The organism is Kitasatospora griseola (assembly GCF_014648555.1).
Classification (GTDB): domain Bacteria; phylum Actinomycetota; class Actinomycetes; order Streptomycetales; family Streptomycetaceae; genus Kitasatospora; species Kitasatospora griseola.
Genome location: NZ_BMRI01000002.1, coordinates 367,958 through 392,272 on the forward strand (window position 1 = coordinate 367,958; position 24,315 = coordinate 392,272).

General features: G+C 74.0%; 23 protein-coding genes. 11 read left to right on the top strand and 12 right to left on the bottom strand.

Annotation, left to right across the window (positions count from 1 at the left end):
* Positions 1-31: 31 nt before the first annotated feature.
* Both IEZ12_RS03935 and IEZ12_RS03940 read right to left on the bottom strand, forming a co-directional pair.
* Entirely contained in the window at positions 32-811 is a 780-nt protein-coding gene (locus IEZ12_RS03935) for a cyclase family protein (protein ID WP_189270822.1), read from the bottom strand.
* A gap of 35 nt (positions 812-846) precedes the next feature.
* Positions 847-1,383 carry an anthrone oxygenase family protein gene (locus tag IEZ12_RS03940; protein ID WP_189270823.1) on the bottom strand — a complete coding sequence of 179 codons (537 nt, stop codon included), beginning with the start codon at positions 1,381-1,383 and terminating at the stop codon, positions 847-849.
* A gap of 229 nt (positions 1,384-1,612) precedes the next feature.
* Between IEZ12_RS03940 and IEZ12_RS03945 the strand changes: the two genes are divergently transcribed.
* From IEZ12_RS03945 to IEZ12_RS03955, 3 genes are all read left to right on the top strand, one after another.
* Entirely contained in the window at positions 1,613-2,437 is an 825-nt protein-coding gene (locus IEZ12_RS03945) for an AfsR/SARP family transcriptional regulator (protein WP_043910483.1), read from the top strand.
* A 21-nt stretch (positions 2,438-2,458) separates the two neighbouring features.
* Complete coding sequence (locus IEZ12_RS03950; protein ID WP_189270824.1) at positions 2,459-3,793, top strand: acyltransferase domain-containing protein; 1,335 nt, start codon at positions 2,459-2,461, stop codon at positions 3,791-3,793.
* Positions 3,794-3,887: 94 nt separating this feature from the next.
* Positions 3,888-4,196 carry an acyl carrier protein gene (locus IEZ12_RS03955; protein WP_043910482.1) on the top strand — a complete coding sequence of 103 codons (309 nt, stop codon included), beginning with the start codon at positions 3,888-3,890 and terminating at the stop codon, positions 4,194-4,196.
* A gap of 53 nt (positions 4,197-4,249) precedes the next feature.
* Here the strand turns inward: IEZ12_RS03955 and IEZ12_RS03960 are convergent, their stop codons facing one another.
* From IEZ12_RS03960 to IEZ12_RS03970, 3 genes are read right to left on the bottom strand one after another with little or no spacing between them, the layout of a single operon-like run.
* Positions 4,250-5,065: an AfsR/SARP family transcriptional regulator gene (locus tag IEZ12_RS03960; protein ID WP_229847214.1), complete on the bottom strand. Its 816-nt coding sequence runs from the start codon at positions 5,063-5,065 to the stop codon at positions 4,250-4,252.
* A gap of 42 nt (positions 5,066-5,107) precedes the next feature.
* Complete coding sequence (locus tag IEZ12_RS03965) at positions 5,108-5,965, bottom strand: 4'-phosphopantetheinyl transferase family protein (RefSeq protein WP_100586131.1); 858 nt, start codon at positions 5,963-5,965, stop codon at positions 5,108-5,110.
* Positions 5,962-7,707: an acyl-CoA dehydrogenase family protein gene (locus IEZ12_RS03970; RefSeq protein WP_189270825.1), complete on the bottom strand. Its 1,746-nt coding sequence runs from the start codon at positions 7,705-7,707 to the stop codon at positions 5,962-5,964. The genes IEZ12_RS03965 and IEZ12_RS03970 overlap by 4 nt, the downstream gene beginning before the upstream one ends.
* A gap of 420 nt (positions 7,708-8,127) precedes the next feature.
* Here IEZ12_RS03970 and IEZ12_RS03975 point away from each other — a divergent pair, with 420 nt between their 5' ends.
* The 6 genes from IEZ12_RS03975 to IEZ12_RS04000 all read left to right on the top strand — a co-directional run bounded on the left by IEZ12_RS03975 (position 8,128) and on the right by IEZ12_RS04000 (position 15,666).
* Entirely contained in the window at positions 8,128-9,315 is a 1,188-nt protein-coding gene (locus tag IEZ12_RS03975) for a wax ester/triacylglycerol synthase domain-containing protein (RefSeq protein ID WP_189270826.1), read from the top strand.
* Positions 9,316-9,366: 51 nt separating this feature from the next.
* A complete protein-coding gene (locus IEZ12_RS03980) occupies positions 9,367-10,443 on the top strand; it encodes an SDR family oxidoreductase (RefSeq protein WP_189270827.1) in 1,077 nt (358 codons plus the stop codon).
* Between the two features lie 145 nt (positions 10,444-10,588).
* Positions 10,589-11,764: a CapA family protein gene (locus IEZ12_RS03985; protein WP_189270828.1), complete on the top strand. Its 1,176-nt coding sequence runs from the start codon at positions 10,589-10,591 to the stop codon at positions 11,762-11,764.
* A 152-nt stretch (positions 11,765-11,916) separates the two neighbouring features.
* Entirely contained in the window at positions 11,917-13,113 is a 1,197-nt protein-coding gene (locus tag IEZ12_RS03990) for a cytochrome P450 (RefSeq protein ID WP_189270829.1), read from the top strand.
* 72 nt (positions 13,114-13,185) lie between these two features.
* Entirely contained in the window at positions 13,186-14,385 is a 1,200-nt protein-coding gene (locus IEZ12_RS03995; protein WP_189270830.1) for an FAD-dependent oxidoreductase, read from the top strand.
* A 132-nt stretch (positions 14,386-14,517) separates the two neighbouring features.
* Positions 14,518-15,666 (top strand): epoxide hydrolase family protein, encoded by a 1,149-nt coding sequence (locus IEZ12_RS04000; protein ID WP_229847215.1) that lies wholly within the window; start codon positions 14,518-14,520, stop codon positions 15,664-15,666.
* A 73-nt stretch (positions 15,667-15,739) separates the two neighbouring features.
* On the opposite strand, the gene IEZ12_RS04005 is transcribed toward IEZ12_RS04000, so the two are convergent.
* On the bottom strand, positions 15,740-17,212 hold the full coding sequence (locus IEZ12_RS04005; protein ID WP_189270831.1) for an MFS transporter: 1,473 nt from the start codon (positions 17,210-17,212) through the stop codon (positions 15,740-15,742).
* A gap of 254 nt (positions 17,213-17,466) precedes the next feature.
* Between IEZ12_RS04005 and IEZ12_RS04010 the strand changes: the two genes are divergently transcribed.
* On the top strand, positions 17,467-18,432 hold the full coding sequence (locus IEZ12_RS04010; RefSeq protein WP_189270832.1) for a helix-turn-helix transcriptional regulator: 966 nt from the start codon (positions 17,467-17,469) through the stop codon (positions 18,430-18,432).
* Positions 18,433-18,465: 33 nt separating this feature from the next.
* Positions 18,466-19,557, top strand: coding sequence for a winged helix DNA-binding domain-containing protein (locus IEZ12_RS04015; protein WP_189270833.1), 1,092 nt, complete (start codon positions 18,466-18,468; stop codon positions 19,555-19,557).
* A 34-nt stretch (positions 19,558-19,591) separates the two neighbouring features.
* Here the strand turns inward: IEZ12_RS04015 and IEZ12_RS04020 are convergent, their stop codons facing one another.
* The 6 genes from IEZ12_RS04020 to IEZ12_RS04045 form a co-directional block, all read right to left on the bottom strand.
* Complete coding sequence (locus IEZ12_RS04020; RefSeq protein ID WP_189270834.1) at positions 19,592-20,032, bottom strand: nuclear transport factor 2 family protein; 441 nt, start codon at positions 20,030-20,032, stop codon at positions 19,592-19,594.
* A 55-nt stretch (positions 20,033-20,087) separates the two neighbouring features.
* Positions 20,088-20,855, bottom strand: a complete 768-nt coding sequence (locus tag IEZ12_RS04025; protein WP_229847236.1) for an AfsR/SARP family transcriptional regulator — start codon at positions 20,853-20,855, stop codon at positions 20,088-20,090.
* 323 nt (positions 20,856-21,178) lie between these two features.
* Positions 21,179-21,496, bottom strand: a complete 318-nt coding sequence (locus IEZ12_RS04030; RefSeq protein WP_189270836.1) for a hypothetical protein — start codon at positions 21,494-21,496, stop codon at positions 21,179-21,181.
* On the bottom strand, positions 21,493-21,726 hold the full coding sequence (locus IEZ12_RS04035; RefSeq protein ID WP_189270837.1) for a DUF6059 family protein: 234 nt from the start codon (positions 21,724-21,726) through the stop codon (positions 21,493-21,495). Before IEZ12_RS04035 ends, IEZ12_RS04030 begins: the two co-directional genes overlap by 4 nt.
* 6 nt (positions 21,727-21,732) lie before the next feature.
* The gene (ccrA, locus tag IEZ12_RS04040) at positions 21,733-23,070 is read right to left on the bottom strand and encodes a crotonyl-CoA carboxylase/reductase (RefSeq protein WP_189270838.1); all 1,338 of its coding nucleotides are present in this window, start codon (positions 23,068-23,070) and stop codon (positions 21,733-21,735) included.
* A gap of 2 nt (positions 23,071-23,072) precedes the next feature.
* Positions 23,073-24,131, bottom strand: a complete 1,059-nt coding sequence (locus IEZ12_RS04045) for a ketoacyl-ACP synthase III family protein (RefSeq protein ID WP_229847216.1) — start codon at positions 24,129-24,131, stop codon at positions 23,073-23,075.
* Between the last annotated feature and the right edge of the window lie 184 nt (positions 24,132-24,315).

Sequence of the window (24,315 nt, forward strand, 5' to 3'; positions counted from 1 at the left end):
GCGGGCGGGGAGTCACCGGGTCGCCGCCGGGTCACTCCGGGTCGGCGACCCGGGCCACCGCGCGGGTCCAACCGGCGCCACCGCCCCGGATCTTGACGGGGAAGCAGGTCACCGAGAAGCCGTGCGGCGCGGGCAGCGCCTCCAGGTTGGAGAGCCGCTCGATCTGGCAGTACTCGCGCTCCCGGCCGGCGAAGTGCGCCGGCCAGAGCACGCCGGGGTCGCCGGTGGCCCGGTACTTCTCGATGATGGCGCCGAACGGGGCGTCCAGGCTGAACGCGTCGGTGCCGATCACCCGCACCCCCAGGTCCATCAGGTACCGCACGGCCGAGCCGTCCAGGCCGATGAAGTCGGTGAAGTAGCGCTGGCTGCCGGCCCATTCGGCGGCGCCGGTACGGAACAGCGCGATGTCCATCGGCTGCGGCCGGTAGTCGATGGCCTTCAGGGCCAGCTCCACGGCGGCCGCGTCCACGGTGCGGCCGGCGGTGTCCCGGACGTCCAGCACGAACGCGGGCCGGTCGAACCAGTCCAGCGGCATCTCGTCGATGGTGCGGGCCACCTGCCCGTCGGCGCGGGTGCCGTAGTGCGCGGGGGCGTCCACGTGGGTGCCGGTGTGCGAGGAGAGGTAGAGCATGTCGTTGGTGAGGAACTCGCCGCCCGGCAGCTCCTCGGGGCGCAGGTCGATGCCGAAGTTCTTGCGCATGCCGTCGGTCATGTGCCGGGCGCCCTCGGCGGCCGACATCACCGTGTGCTTGACCGGCTCGGGTTCCCAGCCGGAGGCGTCCACCGGCGCGGAGAGGTCGATAAGTCGCATGGCCGCTCGGCCCTTTCGGATTGACGGGGCGTCGTTCACTTGCTTCGGACGGGTGCGGCGCTCGGCGCCGCGGGCTGGACGCTGCCGGCCCGGTCCGGGGTCAGGCAGGCGCCGACCAGGAGCACCGTCGAGAGCACCGCGCAGACGGTGCGCACCACGTGCCAGTTGTTCCAGGAGTGCTCGATGGCCGCCCGGGCCTGGTGGAACTGGTCCGCGGTGGTGGTGACCGCGTCGGCCAGCTGGGTGTTCATCGGCACCTCCACGGCCAGCGAGACCACGAAGGCGGTGAGGGAGAGCAGTGCGGCCGCACCGATCAGCCAGACCCGGGCGTCGGCGCCGCGCCACGGCGTGCGGACCAGGAACGCGGCCAGCGGCCAGACCACCGAACCGACGATCACCAGGAAGAACAGCACGCCCGGCACCGCCTCGTTGAGTCGGCGCATCGTCGTCACGTACGCCTCGTCGTCCAGCCGTTCCAGGGCGGGCGTGACGACGACCGCGTAGCAGAAGCAGAAGCCGGCGAAGAGCCCGGCCGACAGGGCGGCCAGGTGGAGGAAGACGCGGAACGGCACGGTGCCGCCTCCTTCGTGAATAGTCGTGGAGGAAGGGTCGGTGCTGGTGCTAGAGACCTGCTCAAGACCGGCGGCGCGGCTTGTGACGGCCCGTCGGGGTCGTGACCGGTGACCGGGTGCACCTGTGACGGAGTCACGGTTTTTCCGTGACCCTGACACTGTCCGGAAGGCTTCCCCGCCTTCGAGAATGAGATCCCAAGATCGTGGGAACACAGGGGGTACCGCCATCATGAAGGTCCGCGTCTTGGGCGAGTTCGAGGCCACCGAGGACGGCAGATCGGTCGCGCCGAGCGCCGCCAAGCCCCGTCAGATCCTGGCCCTGCTGGCACTCTCGGCGGGTCAGGTCGTCCCGGTGACCTCGCTGATGGAGGAGCTCTGGGACCACTCGATGCCCCGGAGCGCGGCCACCACCCTGCAGACCTACATCCTCCAGCTGCGGCGCCAGGTGCAGCGGGCGCTCGCCGCCCAGGACCACGCCGACCCGGCGGCCGGCGCCAAGACCGTGCTGGCCACCCGTTACAACGGCTACCTGCTGGACCTGCGCGGCGAGGAGACCGACGTCCAGCAGTTCGAGCGGCTGGCGGCGGCCGGCAGCCGGGCCCAGGAGGCCAACGACCCGGAGGCCGCCTCCCGGCTGCTCGGCTCCGCGCTGGCGCTCTGGCGCGGCCCCGTACTGGCCGACGTGCAGACCGGGCCGCGGCTGGCGATCGAGGTGATGCGGCTGGAGGAGACCCGGCTGGGCATCCTGGAGCGCCGCATCGAGGCGGACCTGCGCCTCGGCCGCCACCACACGCTCCTCGGCGAGCTGGCGGTGCTGGCCGCCGAGCACCCCTGGCACGAGAACCTGCACGCGCTGCACATGATCGCGCTGTACCGGTGCGGCCGGCAGTGGCGCGCCCTGGACATCTACCAGCGGCTGCGCGCCACCCTGATCGAGGAGTTCGGGCTGGAGCCGTCGGCCCGGCTGCAGCACCTCCAGCGGGCGATCCTGGAGTCCTCGCCCGAGCTGGACGGCGTCGGACGCTGGGCGCCGGCCCACGAACTGACCGGTTGACCGAAGGCGGGGGGCAGGGTCATGCAGATCGTCCGCGGCGGCGGCCTCAGCGGCCCCGCACCCGTGGCGGCGGACCGGGGCGCCGCCCGGCGTCCCCGGCTGATGGTCTGGTCGGCGGCCGACCCGCAGGGCGAGCAGGACGTCCGGCGCTCGCTGCGGCGCTGGCTGCGGGCCCGCGGCGAGTCCGGGTTCGCGCAGGTGGCGCAGGCCTGGGGGCAGGCCGAACCGGGGCCGGTGCGCGGGGCGGTGGTGGCCGCCGACTGCGCCGAGGCGCTGGCGCTGCTGGGCGAGCCGGGCCCGTCGGCGCCGTCGTCGAGGGCCGCGCAGGTCCGGCAGGTCGGCGCCGCGCCGCCGCCGGTGGTGCTGCTGCTGCCCGGCCAGGGCGCCCAGCGGCCCCGGATGGCCCGCGGCCTGTACGCGTGGGACCCGGTCTTCACCCGGGCCGCCGACGAGGTGCTCGGTCTGGCCGGCCGCGGCGCCCGCGAGGACTGGCTGGCCGAACCCGCCGCCCGCACCCGCCGGGACGCGTTCGGTGCGGAGCGCGCCGCCCGGATCCACCATTCCCTGGTCCAACTGTTCGCGGTGGACTACGCGTTGGCCCGGCTGCTGGTCGGCTGGGGGGTGCGCCCGGCCGCGCTGCTCGGCCAGGGGATCGGCGAACTGGTCGCCGCCGTGCTGGCCGACGTGATGGCGCTGCAGGACGCGGTGCGGCTGCTGGCGCTGCTGGCCGAGGAGGCCGCCGCGCTGGCCCCCGGCGGGATGCTGGTGGTGGCCGCCGGCGTCGAGGAGGTGCGCGGGCAACTGACCGACGGGGTCGCGGTGTCCGCCCTGAACGGCCCCGCCCAGACGGTGCTGGCCAGCCCCGGGCACGCCCTGGCCGACACCGCCGACCGGCTGACCGGCGCCGGGTACGAGTGCCTGCCGGTGCGCACCGAGGCGGCCTACCACACCCCGCACCTGGCCGAGGCCTGCGCCAAGGTGGCCGAGCGGCTGCCCGTCACCGCCCTGCGACCACCCCGACTGCCGCTCTACTCCCCGTCGGTGGGCGCCCGGCTGCCCGTCGACGCGGCCCAGGACCGGCTCCACTGGACCGGCCTCGCGGCCACCCCGGTCCGGCTGCGCGACGCGCTGGACGCGCTGTTCGCGGACGGCGACTGGGCGTGCGTGGAGACCGGCCCCGGGCCGGGGCTCGGCGCCCTGGTCCGCCGCCATCCGGCGGCCGCGCGGACCTTCAGCGCGCTGCGGGCCCGGCCCGGCAGCGGCGCGGACGACCAGCGGGCCGCGCTGTCCGCCGCCGCCGGCCTCTGGCTGAGCGGCCATCGCCTCGACTTCGAGGCGATCCGAAGCACCGGCTGACCGGGGCGGCCGATTCCGAGCATCGGCGGCCCCGGACGGACGGACATCCGCTCCGCGCCGCGGGCGGGGAGCCACCGGGAGAGAGGGAGCACCGATGGCCGACGAACTGATCGACGTGGCGGCGCTGTCCCGCCTGCTGCGCGAGTGCGGCGGTGCGGAGCCGGGCGGCCCGATCGGGCCGGACGACCTGGACGTACCGCTGTACGAACTGGGCCACGACTCGCTGACGGTGGCCCAGTTGCTGACCAGGATCGGGCGGGAGTTCGGGCTGACGGTGCCCCGCGACCTGCTGGAGGACGCCGACACCCCCCGGTCGCTGCTGGACATGCTGGCGACGCTGCCGCGGGTGCCCCGGGCGCCGCGCCCCGAGCACCTCGACGCCCGCGGTCGACGCGGTGCCTGACGGGGCCGGCGCCCGTGAGCGGCGGGTCCCCACGCCAGGGTGGTCGGGGCCGCTCAGCGCGGCAGCAGCTGCATCGGCGCCGTGAAGCGGTCCAGGGCCGGGACGGAGTCGATGACGGCGCGGTGGAGTTCCTGGAGCTCGGGGCCGGGTTCGACGGAGAGTTCGGCGACCATGTCGGCGCGCAGGCGCTGGAAGGTGCTCAGGGCGTCGAGGCGGCGACCCGAGCGGTAGAGCGCGATCATCTGCTGGGCGCAGAGGCGTTCGTTCATCCGGTCCTGGACGGTCAGCGCGGCCAGTTCGCCGAGGAGTTCGGCGTGTCGGCCGATCGCGAGCTCCGCGTCGATACGGCGCCCGGTCAGCGCCGAGCGGCTCAACTCCAGCTGCTGGGCCTCCGGTTCGAGGGCCGGGCCGCGTTCCACGTCGAGCAGGGCGCCGGGGCCGCGCCACAGCCGCAGGGCCTCGCGGAGCAGCCGGGCCGCGTCCTCGTGCGCGCCCAGGGCGGCGGCGCGGTCGCCGAGCGCGGCCAGCGAGTGGTACTCGTGGACGTCGAAGGCCTCCGGCCGCAGCTCCAGGCGGTAGCCGCCGCGCACGGTGCTGATCAGGCGGCTGGACAGGCCGGCGCCGCGCAGCCTCCGGCGCAGCTGGAAGACGTAGGTCTGCAGGGTGGCGGCGGCGCTGGCCGGCGGGCGGCCGGACCAGAGCTCGCGGATCAGCGTCGACGCCGGCACCACCTGGCCGGGCCGGACGCTCAGCAGCGCCAGTACGGTGCGCGGTTTGCTGGCGGTGGGCACCACTGAGCGGCCGTCCACGCTGATCGCGAACGGACCGAGGACCTCGACGCGGATGCGGCTGGGTACTGCGCTGGTCATGACGGTTGTTCTCCCCCGTTGCTGGTCGTGCGCGAGTGTTCGTCAGTCGCCGCCGGGCGGCTGGTGGGCCGCCGACTGCCGTTCCCAGAGCACCTGGACGGTGCGGCGGTCGAGGGCGGTGGCGAGTCCGGTGTCGAGGTTGCGGCCGCGGCCGTCGTCGCGGACGGCGGCCCCGGCGAGGAAGCCGTCGGCGAACCGCTGGGTGTGGAAGGTCCACCAGTGCTCGTCCACCGGGTCGCCCTCCGGGCGCAGCAGCCGGGCCCGGCCGCAGGAGTCCGGCAGGTCGAAGCCGAAGTGCGAGAACCGGAACGCCAGGCCCTGGCCGAGCGCCTTGGTGTAGGCCTCCTTGAGCGTCCAGCGGCGCAGCAGCTGGAGGTTGCGCTCCGACTCGGGGGCGGCGGCGAGGCGGCGCAGTTCGTCGGGGGTGCACATGACCGGCTCGATGCCGCTGCCGTGCACCCGGCGCCCCTCGTGCTCCAGGTCGACGCCGATCAGGCCGAGCGAGGTGATGCCCACCAGCGCGACGTCCTTGGTGTGGCTGAGGTTGAGGTCGATCTGGTCGCAGCCGCGCACGTAGAGCCGCCCGGTGAGGCCGTAGGCGAGCTCCAGTTCGTGCGGGTGGGCGCCCACCGCGGTGGCGGCGACGTGCTTGAGCAGCAGGCGGGTGGCGCGGAACCGGTCGGCGTTCGGTCGCCCGGCGAGCTCCCGGTAGCGGGCCCAGTCGCGGCCGAGCAGCCGCCGTAGTTCGTCCTCGCCGCCCGGCGGGGCGGGCCAGTCGGCCAGCCGGCTGTAGACCAGGGCGACGCCGTGCCGGTCGAGGTCGGCGCGGACGGGCTCCCAGGGGCCGTCGGCTCCGGTGACCAGCCTCGGTGGTAAGACCAGGTCGGCGCCGCCGCTCATCCGGCCAGCTCCAGTGCGTACAGGTCGTAGCCGACCGCGCCGCGGGCGCGCCGCAGCGCCTCGGCCGCGAGCTCGGCCGTGACGGCGTCCGGCACCCGGGGTCCGGCGTGGCCGAGCCGCCGCAGCAGCCGGTCCAGCGCGGCCACCAGCCAGCCGGGGCCGGCCAGGAAGGAGCCGGGGTCGGCGCACCGCCAGACGCCCAGGCAGGCGCAGGCGACCAGCAGCAGGGCGTAGCGGTCGGTGAGCGGGAACGCCGAGGTGTCGGTGACGAACCGTCCGTCGGGGCCGTCCAGCGCCGGGCAGCCCTCCCGGATCGCGGACAACTCGGCTTCCAGCAGCGCCAGTTGGTCGGAGAGCAGGCGCAGCAGCGGGGCGTCGGGGTCGCCGGGCGGCGCCGCCCGCCGCTCCTGGCGGCAGCGGGCGATCCAGCCGATCAGTCCGTCCCGGCCGCCGAACGCGGCGAGCCGCTCGGAGGCCAGCGGCGGCAGCGTGCCGTCGGTGCGGAACAGCTCGGCGGGGGCGGCGAGTTCGGCCGGCCAGTCGTGGGCGAGCAGGCTGGGCAGGAAGGGCGCGATGGTGGCCTGGCAGACCGCGCTGCTGACGTGGCCGAAGCTCACCATGGTCAGGTCCCTGACGTGCTTCTGGAAGATGGCGTGCTCGCCGCTGCGGGTGTGGAAGGCGTCGCCCATCAGCGCCGAGAGCCGGTAGAAGGTCTCCCCCACGATCTTGGGGACCAGGTACTTGGCGGCGGCGGCCAGCACGTTGCACTCCTCGGGGAGCACGTGCAGCGCGCGGGTCGCGGCGAGCGCGATGCTGTCGCAGGCCAGCAGGTCGACCAGGGCTCCGGCGATCGCCCCGCGGGCCGAACCGGACAGCTTGGCGGGGCTGTTGTGGACCGAACCGCCGACGGCGAACCGGATGGCGGTGCGCAGCCCGGTGTCCGCCATGCCGAGGATCATCGACGGCACGGCGGCGGAGTTCACCTGGAGGGCCCGCAGGCCGAGCGTGATGCCGTCGCCCCACTCCCCGACCAGCGCGCCGGCCGGCGCCGGGCAGTCCTGGAACCGCAGCCCGGAGATCTGCAGGCCCTGGGTGCCCTCGGTGCGGTAGCGCGGCAGCCGCTCGCAGGACGCGGCGGGCATCGCACCGGGCTCCAGCAGCAGCAGCGAGTAGCCGTCCTCCGGGTCCTGCGGGCCGACCGTGCGGGCGTAGCTGAGCATCAGCCCGGCGCGGTCGGCGTTGTTGACGGCGGCCTTGCGCCCGCCGAGCAGCAGGGTGCCGCCGGCGGCGCGCCGGACCCGGAACTCGTCGGCGACGAAGTCGTTGCCGTGCTTGAACTCCTGGTAGGCGACGGTGGCCTGGCCGCCGTCGAGCAGCATCCGGGCGGTGCGCCGCTGCTGCCCGGCGTCGCCCAGCAGCCACACCACCATCGCTCCCATCAGCGAGGTCAGCGCCTCGCCGACGGCGAGCGTGGCGTCGCGGCGGAACAGCGGGCGCAGCATCAGCCCGAGGGTGTCGATCTGCTCCAGGCTGCCGCCCAGCGTGGCCGGCACGTACTCCGCGTTCATGCCGAGACGGTGGTACAACTCGACGGCGGCCCGCGGAAGTTCGGCGCGCTCGTCGGCGTCGAGCAGGGCCGCGAAGCCGGTCGGGTTGGCTCTGTCCCACGGATCCCCGTACGCCGTCTCGACCGCCGCATGACGCGCTGCGGCGGTGGTGGTGTCCATGATGCGATCCGTCATTGCCGCTCCCAAGGACGCATGACCGGGCGGGCGTTCCATGCTTCCGCCGCCCGGTGGAGCGATGATGGAGCGCCACTAGACCGGAATCCCGCCACCGGTCGGAAGGCCGCGCAGGAACGGCGGGAACGGCAGCCGCGCCCGGCCTCGCCGACCGCGTCACCTCGGGAAATACCCTGCCGCCCGCCCACCTTGTTGTCGGATCGACCGATAGATCACTCGATCGCGTGATCAGCCTGGCATCCGACATTTCGCCGGGGCAGGATCTCGACCGGTGCGCAACGGCGGCCGTCCTTCTCCTCGCACGGACAGCTCGCACCGAACATCTCGCACGAGCAGCTCGTACAAACACCTCGCACCAGCAGAGAGTCCAGGGTCACCATGACAATGCCGCGGCAACGGCGTGTGCGACGTATCGGCCCGGTGGACCGAGTGTTCCTGGACCTGTCCCCCGGCCTGATCGCCGGATTCGTCCTGGAGTTCACCGGACGCCTTCCCGAAGCGGCCGCGCTGCGCGAACACCTTCGTGAGCGCGCGGCGGAACTCCCCGCTCTCGGCCTCACCTTCCCGGATTCCGCGAAATCGAGAAGGTGGAGCGCCGCCGCGCAGGCCGCGTCGGTCGAGTTCTCCCACCGGCCGGACCTCGCCGGCGAGGACGCCCTGCGGATCGCGGTCACCGAGCTCTTCGACCGCCCGTTCCCGGCCGAACCGGCCCCGCAGTGGGACCTGCTGTTCCTCTCCGGGTACGACGCGCAGCGGTTCACGGTGATCTACCGCGCGAATCACGCCCTCCAGGACGGGGTCGGCATGATCCAGAACCTCCAGGCCCTGCTGGGCGATCCGCGGGACGAACCCCTGGGGCTCCGTCCCCGCCGCCGACCGACCGCACGCGCGGTGGTCAACATCGCCAGGGACGTCCGCGCCACCCGGGAGGGCCCGGCGGCGGACGCGGTCGAGGGCTCCCCGGCGCCGCTGCAGTGGCACTTCAGGGACTTCGACCGGTCGCACCTCGCGGCGGCCGCGGAGAGCCGCGGCGTCACGGTGAACGACCTGTGCCTGGCCACCCTCGCCCGCGCCGTCCGGGCCGTCGGCATGCGCCACCCGACGCTGCTCGTCCCGATGTCGACCCGGCGCCCTGCCGAGCGGTACACGCCCGGGAATTTCACGGCCGGATATCTGCTCAGGATTCCGATCGGGAATCCGCTGTCGCCGGAGGACGCGCTCCGCAGCGTCCGCAGACAGGCGGGCAATGCCCGCCGGACGAACGAACGGGACACCCGACGGGCCGTTCTCGCCGGCCTGCCGAATGCCCTCGCCAGGAGAGCGGCCCGACCGGTCATCGTGAACGTCGGGCTGACCGCGAGTTCCGCGACTCTCCCGCACCTGGAAATCGGGGACGCCCGACTGATCGGCGCCGCCATGGCGCACTCCGCCCCCTCCTCGCTCGCGCTCGACGCCTACGTGTCGTTCGCCACCACCGGGACGACCGTCCGGTGTTCGGTCTTCCACCGGAAGGACCTGCCGGGCGAACTCCTGGTCGAAACGGCCCGAAACCTTTTCCTCGACCTGCCCCAGCACGAACCGAGCCGCGCCTTACGCCTCGGCATGTGACGGCGTCGAGCCGTGACAACGAAAGACAACGAAAGAAGTGGAGCACCCTTCATGCGACCCGTCGCCCTGGTCACCGGGATCTCAGGAGTCCTCGGCTCGGCCGTGGTTCCGGCCATGGCCAAGTCGTTCGACATCGTGGCCCTGGCCGGACGCCGCCCGCTCGATCTGCCGTACCGGCAGGTCGGCATCGACCTGCGGGCTGCACAGCTGGGTCTGGACAGCCCCACTTTCAAGGAACTCGCCCAACAGGCCGACGTGATCGTCCACTTGGCCGGCAACGTCCGCTACACGGCCTCCGCCGACGACCTGCACGCGGTCAACGAGGGCGGCGCGGCGGAGATGGTCGCGCTCGCCGAGACGGCCGGCTGCCCGCTGATCTACGCCTCGACGGCCTTCGCGGGGCGTCACACGCAGGCCGCCAGGGAGGACTCGGTCGGCGCGGTGTGCTCGTCACGGCCGTCCGCCTACCACCGGTCGAAGGCCGCCGCCGACGAGCGGATCCGGTCCTGCACGCAGCCCTGGTCGATCGTCCGCCCGTCGATCATCATGGGCGACTCGCCGGACGGGGCGATGCCCGAGCTGCAGAACATGCACCGGATCATGATGTTCGTCGCCTCCGGGCTGCCGGCGATCTTCGGCCGGCCCGAGCAGCGGGTGGACATGGTCCCCCGCGACCACGTCGCGGCGGCCGTCGCCGCGCTGGCCCGCCTGGCCGTGGAGGGCTCGCCGCTGCCCCGCGAGCACTGGGCCACCGCCGGCCCGTCCGCGCTGACCGTGGCCGAGTGGATCGACGTCCTCGGCGCCTCGGCGACCGCCGCCGGGCTGCCGTTCCGACGTCCTGCGCTGCTGGACCCGTTCACCACCGAGCTGACGGCCTACCCGCAGTGGGAGACCGTGCGGCGGTCCGTGCGACGGGCGCTCGGCAACCTCTACGTGAGCGCGCTCGCGCTCGGCGACGGCGAGAGCTTCCCGGCCTCCACGCTGCCCGAGAGCCACCGGGTGCCGGAGATCGACCGGGACGCCGCCCGGTCCCTGTTCGCGAACGACATGGCGTGGCTGCTGCGCAAGCACGTCGTCCCCGGCCCCAGGAAGCCCGAGCACGCCACCGGCCCGAGCCCGGTGGCGTAGGGGACGCCGGCGAGTTCGGCCGCCCGGGGGTTCCTGCTGGTGCGGCCGGGCGACCCGCTCGCCGCGTGGCGGCCCGCCGCGGCCGACCGGCCACTTGCCTGGTCGGGGGACCGCCCGGGTTCCCCGGCTGCGAGGAGGCTCCACGATGCGCCTGCGGGCCCTGACGACGGCTGCCGCACTGTTCGCGGCCCTCGCGGCGTGCGGCGCCCCGCCGCCGTCGCCGCAGGCCCGCCCGCAGCCCGCCCGCAGCACGGCGGCCGCCTCCCCCGCCGGACCGCGGCCGTTCACGCTGCTCGCCTCGGGCGACGTCCTGCCGCACGCCGAGATCATCCGGCAGGCCGCGGACGACGCCGGCGGCAACGGCTACGACTTCGCCCCGATGCTCGCGGACGTCAAACCGGTGGTGAGCGCCGCGGATCTGGCCATCTGTCACCTGGAGACCGTGTCCGGGGCCGCCGGCGGGCCGTTCACCGGCTGGCCGACCTTCAAGTCTCCCCCGCAGCTCGCCCGCGCCCTCAAGGACACCGGCTACACCTCGTGCGACACGGCGTCCAACCACACCCTCGACGACGGCCCCGACGGCATCCGCCGGACCCTCGACGCCATGGACGCGGCGGGCCTGGCGCACACCGGCTCGGCCCGCACCGCCGACGAGGCCGGCGCCCCGGCCCTGCTGCGGGTGCACGGCGCCACCGTCGCCCAACTCGCCTACACCTACGGCACCAACGACATCCCGCTGCCGCCGGGACAGCCCTGGGCGGTCAACCTCATCGACCGCGACCGGATCCTCGCCGACGCCCGGGCCGCCCGCCGGGCCGGCGCGGACATCGTCGTGGTCAGCATGCACTGGGGCACCGAGTGGCAGGACGAGCCGAACGACCAACAGCTCACCCTCACCCGCGAGTTGACCGCCGATCAGCAGCCCGACGCACCCGACGTCGACCTGATCCTCGGCACCCACGCGCACATCCCCCAGGCGTACGAGAAGGTCAACGGCACCTGGACCGTCTACGGCATGGGGGACCAGATCGCCGGACGGATGTACGACTACACGGGCGCCGAGGACCCGCGCGGCAACTGGAGCTCGATCGCCAGGTTCACCTTCTCGCCGCCCGTCGGGCCCGGCCGCCGCTGGACGGTCACCAGGGCCGAGTTCCTCCCCCAGCTGATGGACGGCCCGCCCTATCGGGTCCTCGACCTCGCCGCGGCGGCCCGCCGCCACCCGGACCGCACCGACCTCGCCCGGGCCCTGGACCACATCCGGACGGTCGTCCTCAGCCGCGGCGCCGCCGCCGACGGACTCACCATGGCGCCGTCCTGAGACCGTGCGGGCCCACCGGGGGCGGCGGCGAGACGGATTCGAATCAGGCTCGAAGGGGGTAGGACAGGCTGGGCCCGCTCCGAACGCGGCGAGTCGGCCCGGGCGGAGTTCCGCCGCCATGACCGAACCCATGACCGTCAGGAGCACACATCGTGACCGGTGCACCGGAGGAGAGCGCGACGTTCCCGTTCGCCCGGCCCTGTCCGTTCGCCGTCCCGGAGGAGTACGCGCGGCTGCGCGCCGACGGGAGCGTCCCGCGGCTGCCGCTGGCGGCCGGCGGGGACGCCTGGGTGGTGACCCGGTACGAGGACGTGAAGAACGCGCTGAACGACGACCGGCTGAGCAACGACCGGACCCACCCGGGGTACCCGTCCCCGATCGCCATCCCCCCGGCGATGCGGACCAACGGCTCGCTGCTGGCCATGGACCCGCCCGAGCACACCGCGTACCGGCGGATGGTGAAGGCCGAGTTCACCCTGCAGCGGGTGCACGCGATGCACCCGCGGGTGCAGCAGCTGGTGACCGAGCACCTGGACCGGTTCGTCGCCAAGGGCGCCCCCGGCGACCTGGCCGCCGACTTCGCGCAACCGCTGACGCTCGCCGTCATCGGCGAACTGCTGGCGATACCGCCGCAGGACCTGGACAGCCTGCACGACGCCACCCGCGGCATGTTCGACTCGGCCCGCACCCCCGAGCAGCGGCACGCCGCGATCTCCTTCCTCGACCACTACTTCGAGCAGTACGTCGCCGACCGCCTGGAGAAGCCCGGCGACGACATGATCGGGCGGATCGTCCGGCGCAACCCGCAGCTGGGCCTGACCGAGACCGTCCACCTGACCCGGCTGCTGCTCAACGGCGGGCACGACAGCACGGCCTCGATGATCTCGCTGGGCGTCCTGACGCTGCTCCGGCACCCGGAGCACTTCCGGGCGCTGGCCACCGACGAGGCGTTCGCCGAGGACGTCGTCGAGGAGCTGCTGCGCTACCTGACCGTCACCGATCTGAGCACCGCCCGGGTCGCCGCCGCCGACCTGGAGATCGGGGGCAGCGCGATCCCGGCCGGCGACGGCGTGTACCCGGCCACCGCCGCGGCCAACCGGGACCCAGAGGTGTTCGAGGACCCGGAGACGTTCGACCCGACCCGCGCCGGGCGCAACCGGCACCTCGCGTTCGGCTTCGGCCGACACCTGTGCCTGGGCGCCGACCTGGCCCGGCTGGAACTGCGGCTGGTGTTCACCGAACTCGCCCGCCGGCTCCCCGACCTGCGCCTCGCCGTCCCGGAGGAGCAGGTCACGGTCCGCGACGGCGGCTTCGTCTACCGGCTGGCCGCCCTCCCGGTGACCTGGTGAGAACAGCGGCCCCTCCCGTCCCCGCGGTCGACGCCGTCGCCCGCCCGCTCCCCGAACAGAGGTGACCACCAGATGGCGCGCGCGCTGATCATCGGCGCCGGCATCGCCGGCCCCGTCGTGGCGATGGCCCTGCAGAAGGCCGGCTTCGAGAGCACTGTGTACGAGGCGTACGAACGCACCGCGGACGGCGTCGGGGCGTTCATGAACATCGCCCCCAACGGCCTGGACGCGGCGGACTGCCTCGGCCTGGCCGACCTGGTCCGCAAGGTCGGCTTCGACACCCCGGGCATGGCGTTCTACCGGCACGACGGCCGCCGGCTGTCCGGCGACATCCCCTTCGACCTGGTCCGCGGCACCGGCAACACCACCGTGGAACGCTCCGACCTGTACATCGCGCTGCGCACCGAGGCCGAGCGGCGCGGCATACCGATCGAGTACGGCAGGCGGATCGTCGACGCCCGCCGCGACGGCGGCACGGTGCGCGCCGAGTTCGCCGACGGCACCCGCGCCGAGGGCGACCTGCTGATCGGCGCGGACGGCCTGCACTCCCGGGTCCGGGAGATCATCGACCCGGCCGCGCCCCGGCCGCGCTACGTCGGGGTGCTGAACGCCTGGGGCTTCGTGCCCGACTACCCGTCCGGCGAGGCGCCCGGGATCATCCGGATGTTCTTCGGCCGGCACTGCTTCTTCATGTACACCCAGGCCCCGGGCGGCGAACTGCGCTGGTACGCCAACCCGCCGCAGGCGGTCCGGCCCGACCCGGCGGCGCTGCGCGGCGGCGAGGCCTGGCGGAGCGAACTGCTGGAGCTGGTGCGGGCCGACCGGATGCCGGTCGCCGACATCATCCGGGCCACCCCCGAACTGCCCGCCCCGTTCCTGAACTGCGACCTGCCCTCGCTGACCCGCTGGCACCGGGACGGCATGGTGGTGATCGGCGACGCGGCGCACGCGGCGTCCCCGACCTCGGGTTCCGGCGCGTCCATCACCATGGAGGACGCGGTGGTGCTCGCCAAGTGCCTGCGCGACCAGCCCGGGACCGACCAGGCCTTCCGCGCCTTCGAACGGGCCCGGCGGGCCCGGGTGGAGGCGGTCGTCGCGCAGGGCAAGCGCAACATCGAGGGCAACCTGAGCGGCGGTGTGCGGGCCGCGCTGCGCAACTACTTCATCGCCCGGACCTTCCGGAAGCCGCAGGCGGACGGCAAGCGGACGCTGTGGATGCACGACCACCACATCGACTGGGACGGCCCGGTGACGGTCGGCGCGGCCGGCTGACCCGGGCACGGGTGGAGCGGCACGGGGACCTCGCCCGCGAGGTCCCCGTCGCTTCACCCGTTCGAGGCAATCTGTCCGGGGGCCGGGCGAAGGCGGACAGCCGGGGTCACCCATTCCGGACATGCTGCCCAGGTGACCGCAATTCACCCCTACCGGATCGATGTCCCGCAGTCCGCGCTGGACGACCTCGACGACCGCCTCGCCCGGACCCGCTGGCCCGAGGCGCTGCCCGGCGTCGGCTGGTCGTACGGCGTCGACCGGGACTACCTGGCCGACCTGGCCGAGTACTGGCGCACCGGGTACGACTGGCGCCGGCACGAGGCCCGGCTCAACGCGGTGCCGCAGTTCACCACCACGATCGACGGCCAGAACGTCCACTTCCTGCACGCCCGTTCGGCCGAACCCGACGCGGTGCCGCTGCTGGTGACGCACGGCTGGCCGAGCACCGTGTACGACTTCCTGGACGTCCTCGGACCGCTGACCGACCCGGTCGCGCACGGCGGCGACCGGGCCGACGCCTTCCACGTGGTCGCCCCGTCCGTCCCGGGCTTCGCGTTCTCCGGCCCGACCCGGGAACCCGGCTGGGGCGTCAGGCGCACCGCCCGGGCCTGGGTCGAGCTGATGGAACGGCTCGGCTACCCGCGCTACGGCGCCCAGGGCGGCGACTTCGGCAGCCTGGTCGCCCCCGAGGTCGGCCGGATCGCCCCCGACCGGCTGCTCGGCGTCCACGTCAACGCCCTGGTCGGGGCCGCCACCCTGACCGGACCCGACGACCGGGCGGCGCTGTCCGGCCCCGAGCTGGCGCAGGCCGAACGCAACGGCCGCTGGTGGCAGGGGCGTTCCGGCTACGCCACCCAGATGAGCACCCGGCCGCAGACCCTGGCGTACGCGCTGAACGACTCACCGGTCGGCCAACTCGCTTGGAACCTCGAATGGTTCATCGACTGGGACCCGACCGGCACCAAGCAGAGCCCGATCCGCCGGGACGACGTGCTGAGCGACGTGTCGATCTTCTGGCTGACCGGCACCGCCGGCTCCGCCGCCCGCCTCTACCGGGAGATGCTGCCCGACGCCTGGGGCCCCCGCCCCGCCCCCGGCCCGGTGCCCACCGGCGTCGCGGTCTTCCAGGGCGACCGGGTGCTGCGGCCCCTGGCGGAGCTCTCCCACACCATCACCCGGTGGACCCGGTACGAGACCGGCGGCCACTTCGCCTCCCTCCAGTCCCCCGACCAACTGGTCGGCGACATCCGGGAGTTCTTCCGCCCGCTGCGCCGCGTCTGAGGCCGGGCACAGCACGGCGGCCCGGCCGGTGCCTGCGCACCGCCGGGCCGCCGCGCTCCGCGGAGCCGGGGGATTACTCCGCGTCGCCGCCGACGCTGCTCGCGGCGGGCTTCTTGGGCTGCGACCAGTTCTTCGCCGCGGCCAGCGCCTCCGGCGAGACGCCGGGGACGGCCAGGCCGGCCAGCAGGCCGGCCAGCGGGAAGACCGCCGCGATCAGGAAGGCACGGGCGTAGCCGTCCGCCGAGGCGCCCGGCACCAGGCTGTTCGCGTAGCCGGCCACCACCGCGGCCAGCACGCTCAGCCAGAGCGCGCCGCCGATCTGCCGGCTCGCGTTCAGCAGGCCGGAGACCAGACCGGCCTGGGTGTAGGGGACCTTGGCGGTGCCCGCCATGGTGACGGTGGAGGACACCATGCCCTGGCCGGCGCCGAACACCAGCGAGGGGCCGAGCAGGTCGCTGACGAAGCCGCCCCCGCCGACCGAGAAGGACAGCCACAGCAGCGAAACCAGCGAGAGCGCGGTGCCCGCCACCAGGACCGGCTTGGGGCCGAGCTTGGTGATCAGCGCCGGGGCGACGCCGCGCGCCGTGGTGACGATCGCCAGCGACAGCGGCAGGTAGGCCAGGCCGGTCTGCAGCGAGTCGTAGCCGTAGACGAACTGCATCAGCAGGGTGAACAGGAACAGCACGCCGACCAGCGCCGCGTTGGTGGTGAAGGAGACCACGTTGGCGGCGGACACCGAGCGGTTGCGGAAGATGCTGAGCGGCACCAGCGGCTGCTTGGCGAACTTGGCCTCGTTGAGCACGAAGAAGGCCAGCAGCGCGACGCCGACGGCCAGCGAGACCAGGGTGGTCGCGGAGCCCCAGCCCTTGTCGTGCGCCTCGACGATCCCGTACACCCCGGCCATCAGGCCGGCCGTGACGGCGACCGCGCCGGTGGTGTCGATCCGCCGGTCGGCCTGCTCGTTGCGGGACTCCGGGACGGCCACCAGCAGCAGCGCCATCAGCGCCGCGCCGATCGGCACGTTCACCAGGAAGATCCAGCGCCAGGACAGCCACTGGGTGACCACGCCGCCGACCAGCGCGCCGATCGCGCCGCCGCCGGCCGCGACCGCGCTCCAGGTGCCGAACGCCTTGGCCTTGCCGCCCGGATCGGTGAACGAGGTGAACAGCACGGTCAGGGTGGCGGGCGCGAGCACCGCGCCGCCCAGGCCCTGGAGGCCGCGCGAGATCAGCAGGGTGGTCTCGTCGACCGCCAGGCCGGCGACCAGGCTGGCCACGGTGAACAGCGCCAGGCCGATCGCGAACACCCGCCGGCGGCCGAACAGGTCGGCGAGCCGGCCGCCGAGCAGCAGGAAGCCCGCAAAAACGATCGTGTAGGCGTTGATCACCCACTGCAGGCTGTTCGACGCCAGGTGCAGGGAGTCCTGGATGGGCCGCAGCGCGACGTTCACGATCGACGCGTCCAGCACCACCATGAACTGCCCGACACAGCACGCCAGCAGGATCAGGCCCAACCGCGGTGCGGCGGTACTCGTCGTTTTCTCCATCGTCGCCATCTGCTCTCGATCCCGTTCCGGTGATTCGTCACCCCGCCGCCGCTGCGGCCGGGCCCGCGGATCCCGCCCTGCGGGTCCGCCACTGCGCTTCCGGGGGAGACCGTAGGAGAGATGTAGGACGCGGACGGTCCCCCATTGGCCGGATCCGGGTACCAATCGGCCAACCCCGCACCGCAGTTCGTCCGCGGCGGATCCCGCCGCAATGTAGGACCGTTCCTGTCCTGAATCGACGTTAGGGTGGCGCAATGCGGGAGACCTCGTCACGACTGCTACGACTGCTGTCCCTGCTCCAGACCCGTCGGGAGTGGACCGGGGCGGAACTGGCGGAGCGGCTCGACGTCACCACCCGGACACTGCGCCGGGACGTCGACCGGCTGCGCGTCCTGGGCTACCCCGTCAACGCCCGGATCGGCGTCGGCGGCGGCTACCAGCTGGGCGCGGGCGCCGAGATGCCCCCGCTGCTGCTCGACGACGAGGAGGTGCTGGCCGTGGCGCTCGGACTCCAGTCCGGGGCGACCGGCCCGGTGATCGGGATCGCCGAGCCGGCCCTGCGGGCCCTCACCAAGCTCCGCCAGGTGATGCCGTCCCGGCTCCAACGCCGCCTGGACGCCCTGCAGGTCGACGTGCTGGACCGGCCGCAGGCCGCGGCCGTCGACGCGGCGGTGCTCTCCGAGCTCGCCACGGCCTGCCACCACCGGGAACGGGTCAGGTTCGACTACCGGTCCCGGGGCGGCGCCGAGAGCCGGCGCGAGGTCGACCCGTACCGCCTGGTGCGGGTCGACGCCCGCTGGTACCTGGTCGCCTGGGACCCGGACCGAGCGGACTGGCGCTCCTTCCGGATCGACCGGATGGAACTGAAGAGCCCCACCGGGCCCCGTTTCGACCCCCGCCCGCTGCCCGAGGGCGGGGCGCGGGCCTTCGTGTCCTCCGGGCTGCGCCAGGCGTTCACCCAGGCCAGCGCCAGGGTGCGGCTGCACGCCCCGCTCGAACGGATGGCCGAGCGGATCCCGGCCGGCTGGGGCCGGCTGGCCGCGGACGGGCCGGACGCCTGCATCGCCCGGCTGTACGGCGAGTCCCCGGCCGCCATCGCCGAGTGGCTGGGGTCCTTCGGGGCCCCGTTCACCGTCCTCGAACCCCCCGAACTGCGGGACGCCTGCCGCGAGTTCGCCGAAAAGCACGCCCGGCTGGCGGCCTGCTACCAGCAGGCCTGAGCCGACCGACCACCACCCGAACGGGGAACCTGTATGGCCGTCATGTCCGACCGCGCGCTGGGCCGCGCCACCCTGCACCGCCAGCACCTGCTCGAACCGGCCGGGCTGACGGCCCTGGAGATGATCGAGCACCTGGTGGGCATGCAGGCTCAGGCGCCCTGGCCGCCCTACGTCGGCCTGTGGACCAGGCTGCGCACCTTCGACCACAAGGATCTGGCCCGGCTGCTGGAGGACCGCTCGGTGGTCCGGCTGCTGATGTTCCGCGGCACCGTGCACCTGGTCAGCAGCGCGGACTGCCTGGCCCTGCGGCCGCTGGTGCAGCGGGTGATCGACCGGATGTACGTCACCGCCAAGCTGACCGCCGCGGTCGGCGACCCGGACGCGGTCGCCGACCGCGGCCGCCGGCTGCTCGCCGAGAAGGCGCTGACGCCCAAGGAGATCGGCGACGCGCTGGCCGAGCACCTGCCCGGGGTGCTCCCCCGGCAGCTCGGCGACGTCGTCCGGGCCCGGCTGCCGCTGGTCCAGGTGCCGCCGCGCGCGGTGTGGGGCGTGGGCGGCGCGACCCGCTACGCCACCGCGGAGTCCTGGCTCGGCGCGCCGCTGCAGGCCGCCGAACTGCCCGCCGTGATCCGCCGCTACCTGGCCGCGTTCGGACCCGCCACCGTCGCCGACGTGCAGGCCTGGAGCGGACTGACCAGGCTGCGCGAGATCACCGACGCGATGCCGGGCCTGCTGCGGCTGCGCGACGAGCACGGCGGCGAGCTGCTCGACCTGCCGGACGCGCCCCGGCCGGACCCGGACGTGCCGGCCCCGGTCCGGTTCCTGCCGGACTTCGACAACGTGGTGCTCTCGCACGCCCGGCGGTCCCGGATCATCCGCGACGAGCACCGCCCGCACCTGTTCCTGCGCAACGGCATCGTGCCCGGCTCGTTCCTCGTCGACGGCCTGGTCGAGGGGACCTGGCGCGCCGACGACGGCACCGTCACGGTCCGGCCGTTCAACCCGCCGAGCGACCGGGTGCGCGAGCAACTGGCGGAGGCCGGCGAGCAGTTGGCCCGCTTCCTGGCCCCGCCGGGGGCGGCCGTGGCGGTCCGGTTCGCCGACCACGGCCAGGGCGTGAGCTAGATGCGCCGACGATGCGTGAGGTCGGCCGACCCGGTCAGGCCGGCCGGTCCTGGCGCACCGTGCGGGCCCGGATCAGCCAGGAGTCGCCCGCGCGGACCAGCTCGTCCTCGCAGGTGGTGCTTGAGCGCACGGCGGCGCCCTCGGCCTCGGTGATCTGGAACACCAGCGCGTAGCTGCGCACCCGGACCGTGGTGTCGTCGGCCGGGGCGATGTCGACCATGCCGAGCCAGTGCCGGCGGGCGATGCCCTGGCCGCGGAGCTGCTCCACGGTCCGGGTGGCGCCGGCCGTGATCTGGCCGCGGCCGCGGGCCGGCTCCGGGTGCGAGTCGACCGCGAAGGTGCCGTCCTCGGTGAAGAACGACGCCCACTCGGGGATCCGTCCGGCGTCCAGCAACTGCATGTGGTGCGCGTAGAACTGCTCGACCGACGCCCGCAGTTCGGCGTCGACCTCGATGGTGCTCGAATCGGTGGTCATGCGGTTGCTCCTCCTGTCGGTGCCGGGCCCGCCCGGCCTGGATGCCGAGGCTGCCTCACGCGCTTCGAGACTCGATCGAAGGCGCGATCGGCTGCGGCGGTTCGATCTCGTGGTCGTGCAGCACCGCCTGCTGGATCCGCCGCAACTCGTGCGACGGGGCCAGCCCCAGCTCCTCGGACAGCACCCGGCGGGTGCGGGCGTACGCCTGCAGCGCGTCGTGCCGGCGGCCGATCCGGGCCAGCGTGAACACCAGCAGGCTGTGGTACCACTCGTTGTACGGGTGCTCGACGATCAGGGCGCGCAGTTCGGCGACCATCTGGTGGTGCCGGCCGAGCCGCAGGTCGGCCTCGATCCGCAGGTTCAGCGCCTGCATGCGCTGCTCCTCCAGGGCAGCCACGTAGCCCTCCAGGACCGGCCCGGCGTCCACATTGGCGAGCGGCGGACCGGACCACAGGTCCAGTGCCCGGCGGAGTTTCGGCCCGGCCTGGTCGGGGCGGCCCGCCTCCAGCAGGCTCTGCGCCTCGGCGGTGAGGCGCTGGAACTGGAAGAGGTCGACCTGCTGGGGGTCGACGGACAGCAGATAGCCCGGGGCTCTGGTGACCAGCACCTGCTTGGCGTCGCCGCCGGTCTCCTCGTCGATGAGGCGGCGTAACTGGTAGATGTACGTCTGGGCGGTGGTCGCGCCGCTGCGCGGCGGCTGGTCGTTCCAGAGTTCCTTGATGATCGTCTCCAGCGGCACCACGTGATTGGCGCGCAGGAGCAGCAGGGCGAGCGTGGCAAGGGTCCTGGGTGCCGTGGGGGCGCAGGAGCGGTGGTCGTTCATGACTTCCAAGGGCCCGAGAATGCGGAAACTCAGCACAGGAACCTCATTACTTCCCGATGTTGGGGCGCGGCGGTACCGAATATAGGAAGGCGGCGTTTCGGACCGATTGCCGGACACCGAACGGCCTTCCGAATGGACCGCCGGATACCCGTCCGGACCCGACCGGGCCCGGACGGGCATCTTTCGGACCGCCCCGCGGACCGATCGATCCGCAAAACGGGGTTTGAGAGGCGGACGGACGGTGCAGCGGGCCCTCGCGGGGCGGGCCGGTCAGCCCGGCCCGGGGCCCGGAACGGTCCGGGATCCCGGCGCTCCGTCCGCGTTCACGTTCTCTTCACCGCCCGCGCCCCGGCCCGTCCGCCCCGCCGCCCGCGTCCGCCGCCCGCATCCGCGTTCTCGCCCTCGGCCCCGCACCCGCGCCCACCGGCGGCCGCCGCGTTCTCGCCGCCGCCCCCGCCCCCGCCCTCGCGCTCGTTCTCGTTCTCGTTCTTGTTCTCGCCCGAGTCGAGCATCAGCCAGGCGGCCAGCTCCAGCCCCCGGCCGTGGACGAGCAGGGCGGCGACCGCCTCGGTGATCTGCTCCCGGGCGCCCCGGACGCTGTCGGGGGGCAGGCCGCCGGCCGGTCCCGCGCCCGTGGTCACGGGCCGTCCCCGAACCAGCGGTCCTCCGTCAACTGCCGCCACAGCAGCCGTTCCTGACGGTCCGGCGGCCGGTCGGCGCAGAGCCGTTCGGGGTGCCCGGGGGGCGGCCCGCCGCCGTCGGGGTCGGGGTCGAGCGGCGGCGGCGGGACGTACAGCGCGCCGTAGACGACCAGGGCCCGCCAGCCGGGCCGCATCAGGTACCTGACGACCAGTCCGAGGAGGTACCGCATGTCCGGCTAGCCGGCCCGGAAGCGGTCGATGGCCCCGGCGTGCCGCTCCCGCAGCCCCGGATCGGTGATGCCGAGGCCCTCCCGGGGGGCCAGTGCCAGCACGCCGACCTTGCCGCGGTGCACGTTGCGGTGCACGTCGTGGACGGCCTGCGCGGCCTCGGCCAGCGGGTAGGCGCGGCTCAGCGTCGGGTGCACCACCCCGCGCCGGACCAGCTCGTTGGCCTCCCAGGCCTCCCGGTAGTTCGCGAAGTGCGAGCCGACCACCCGCTTCAGGTGCATCCACAGGTACCGGTTGTCGTACTCGTGGAGGTAGCCGGAGGTGGCCGCGCAGGTCACCACGGTGCCGCCGCGCCGGGCCACGTAGACGCTCGCCCCGAAGGTCTCCCGGCCCGGGTGCTCGAACACGATGTCGGGGTCGCGGCCGCCCGTCAGTTCGCGGATCCGCGCGCCCAGGCGCTTCCACTCGCGCGGGTCCTGGGTCCGCTCGTCCTTCCAGAACCGGTAGCCCTCCGCGGCCCGGTCGATCACCAGCTCGGCGCCCATGGCCCGGCACGCCTCCGCCTTCCCCGGGTCGGACACCACGCACACCGGGGTCGCCCCGGACGCCAGCGCGAGCTGCGTCGCGTACGAGCCGAGGCCGCCGCCCGCGCCCCACACCAGGACCACGTCGCCGAGCTTCATGCCCGCGCCGTTGCGGGACACCAGCTGCCGGTAGGCGGTGCTGTGCACCAGCCCGGGCGCGGCGGCCTCCTCCCAGGTCAGGTGGGCGGCCTTCGGCATCAGCTGGTTGGCCTTCACCAGGGCCAGTTCGGCCAGGCCGCCGAAGTTGGTCTCGTACCCCCAGATCCGCTGCGCCGGGTCGAGCATGGTGTCGTCGTGGCCGTCGGGGTGCTCCAGCTCCACCGACAGGCAGTGCGCGACCACCTCGTCGCCCGGGTGCCAGGCGTGCACCCCGGGCCCGGTGCGCAGCACCACCCCGGCCAGGTCCGAGCCGAGCACGTGGTACGGCAGGTCGTGCCGGCGGGCGAGCGGGGAGGTGCGGCCGTAGCGCTCCAGGAAGCCGAAGGTGGGGACCGGCTCGAAGATCGAACTCCACACGGTGTTGTAGTTGACGGAGCTGGCCATCACCGCCACCAGGGCCTCGCCGGGGCCGAGTTCGGGCACCGGCACGTCCTCGACGTGCAGGCTCTTGCGCGGGTCCTTGTCGCGGCCGGCCAGCCCTTCGAACATGGCGGCCTGGTCGCGGTGCACGGTCACCGCCCGGTAGTGCTCCGGCAGCGGCAGCGCGGCCAGCGCCGCCCGGTCGCGCTCGCCGGACAGCAGGGCGTCACGGATCCGGTCCATGGTCAGACTCCTCGCGGGGACGGGCGGTGCGGGAACGGGGCGCCGGCCGGGTCGCCGACGATCTGCAGCACGGCGACGGACCAGGCGAACGAGGCGCCCGCGCTGATCAGCACGCAGGTCTGCCCGACGGACAGCGCGCCGGTGGACGCCAGCCGGTCCAGGCCGGCGATCTGGTCGCCCGCGCCGAGGTGGCCGACCCCGCTGCCCCACGGCCAGGTGGTGCGCTCCGGGTCGATCCCCAGCGGCTCGAAGAACTGGAAGTCCATCTTGGGGCGGCCCAGGTTCGGCAGCACGAACCGGTCGATGTCGGCGGCCGCCAGCCCGGCCTCCTTCAGCGCCCGCTCGTAGGCCTCCCGCTGCCCGGCCTGTAGCCGCTCCAGCACCGCACCGGCGCCGAACTCCCTCAGCAGGTGGGCCCGGTGGGCCTCGATGCTGATCGGCGCGCGGGCCGTCAGCGGGGCGTCGCCGAACGGGTCGTCGCCGCGGCCCATGCTCTCCAGCTCCGGCGCCGACACCGTCACCAGGCTCAGCAGCCGGGCGAAGCCGCCCCGCGCGGACAGCACCAGCGCCGTCCCGCCGTCGCCGCACACCGTTCCCGGGTCGGTCCGCCACCGGTCGAAGCCCGGCAGGCAGAACCGGTCGCCGGTGGTGATCAGCACCGAGTCCCGCTCCGGGTCGGCGAGCAGGTACGCCGCGCCCAGCTCCAGCGCCGCCATCCCGCCGTTCGACAACTGCCGCACCTCGACCGCCAGGCAGGCGTTGCCGACCGCGCCGCGCTGCACGTACGAGGCGGGCGCCCACAGGTCGTGGCCCTGGTGGTAGGTGTCCGCGTGCAGCACCAGCTCGATCCGGTCGGGTCCGGCACCGGCCGCAGCCAGCGCCCGCCGAGCCGCCCGCACCGCCAGTTCCGGCCCCGGCTCCTCGGACACGCACACCGAGCGGATCCGGGTGCGCCGCACCGTCCAGTCGTCGCACAGCCCGGCGTCCCGCGCCGCCTCTGCGGCCATCGGCACCGGCAGTTCCACCCCGGTCCCCGACACGTACAGCCCGTCGACCCTCACTGCGGCCCTCCTCCCAGGCAATGGCGGGCCCGCCCGGCCGCCGTACTGCGGCCGACGGCGCCTCCCGCCGGTCGGGGCCGAGTGTGCAGGCCGCCCGTCCAAGGGAGTTCGAGGATCGCCCGAGGTCAGCGCCTGGATCGATCCTCGTACCAGCTTGGATGCCGGCCCGTTGCAATGCCTTCGA

Excerpts from the sequence above, each read along its gene's own strand:
- IEZ12_RS03935 (WP_189270822.1), bottom strand. The coding sequence starts at position 811 with ATGCGACTTATCGACCTCTCCGCGCCGGTGGACGCCTCCGGCTGGGAA.
- IEZ12_RS03945 (WP_043910483.1), top strand. The coding sequence starts at position 1,613 with ATGAAGGTCCGCGTCTTGGGCGAGTTCGAGGCCACCGAGGACGGCAGA.
- IEZ12_RS03950 (WP_189270824.1), top strand. The coding sequence starts at position 2,459 with ATGCAGATCGTCCGCGGCGGCGGCCTCAGCGGCCCCGCACCCGTGGCG.
- IEZ12_RS03955 (WP_043910482.1), top strand. The coding sequence starts at position 3,888 with ATGGCCGACGAACTGATCGACGTGGCGGCGCTGTCCCGCCTGCTGCGC.
- IEZ12_RS03960 (WP_229847214.1), bottom strand. The coding sequence starts at position 5,065 with ATGACCAGCGCAGTACCCAGCCGCATCCGCGTCGAGGTCCTCGGTCCG.
- IEZ12_RS03965 (WP_100586131.1), bottom strand. The coding sequence starts at position 5,965 with ATGAGCGGCGGCGCCGACCTGGTCTTACCACCGAGGCTGGTCACCGGA.
- IEZ12_RS03970 (WP_189270825.1), bottom strand. The coding sequence starts at position 7,707 with ATGACGGATCGCATCATGGACACCACCACCGCCGCAGCGCGTCATGCG.
- IEZ12_RS03980 (WP_189270827.1), top strand. The coding sequence starts at position 9,367 with ATGCGACCCGTCGCCCTGGTCACCGGGATCTCAGGAGTCCTCGGCTCG.
- IEZ12_RS03985 (WP_189270828.1), top strand. The coding sequence starts at position 10,589 with ATGCGCCTGCGGGCCCTGACGACGGCTGCCGCACTGTTCGCGGCCCTC.
- IEZ12_RS03995 (WP_189270830.1), top strand. The coding sequence starts at position 13,186 with ATGGCGCGCGCGCTGATCATCGGCGCCGGCATCGCCGGCCCCGTCGTG.
- IEZ12_RS04005 (WP_189270831.1), bottom strand. The coding sequence starts at position 17,212 with ATGGAGAAAACGACGAGTACCGCCGCACCGCGGTTGGGCCTGATCCTG.
- IEZ12_RS04010 (WP_189270832.1), top strand. The coding sequence starts at position 17,467 with ATGCGGGAGACCTCGTCACGACTGCTACGACTGCTGTCCCTGCTCCAG.
- IEZ12_RS04015 (WP_189270833.1), top strand. The coding sequence starts at position 18,466 with ATGGCCGTCATGTCCGACCGCGCGCTGGGCCGCGCCACCCTGCACCGC.
- IEZ12_RS04020 (WP_189270834.1), bottom strand. The coding sequence starts at position 20,032 with ATGACCACCGATTCGAGCACCATCGAGGTCGACGCCGAACTGCGGGCG.
- IEZ12_RS04025 (WP_229847236.1), bottom strand. The coding sequence starts at position 20,855 with ATGAACGACCACCGCTCCTGCGCCCCCACGGCACCCAGGACCCTTGCC.
- IEZ12_RS04035 (WP_189270837.1), bottom strand. The coding sequence starts at position 21,726 with ATGCGGTACCTCCTCGGACTGGTCGTCAGGTACCTGATGCGGCCCGGC.
- ccrA (WP_189270838.1), bottom strand. The coding sequence starts at position 23,070 with ATGGACCGGATCCGTGACGCCCTGCTGTCCGGCGAGCGCGACCGGGCG.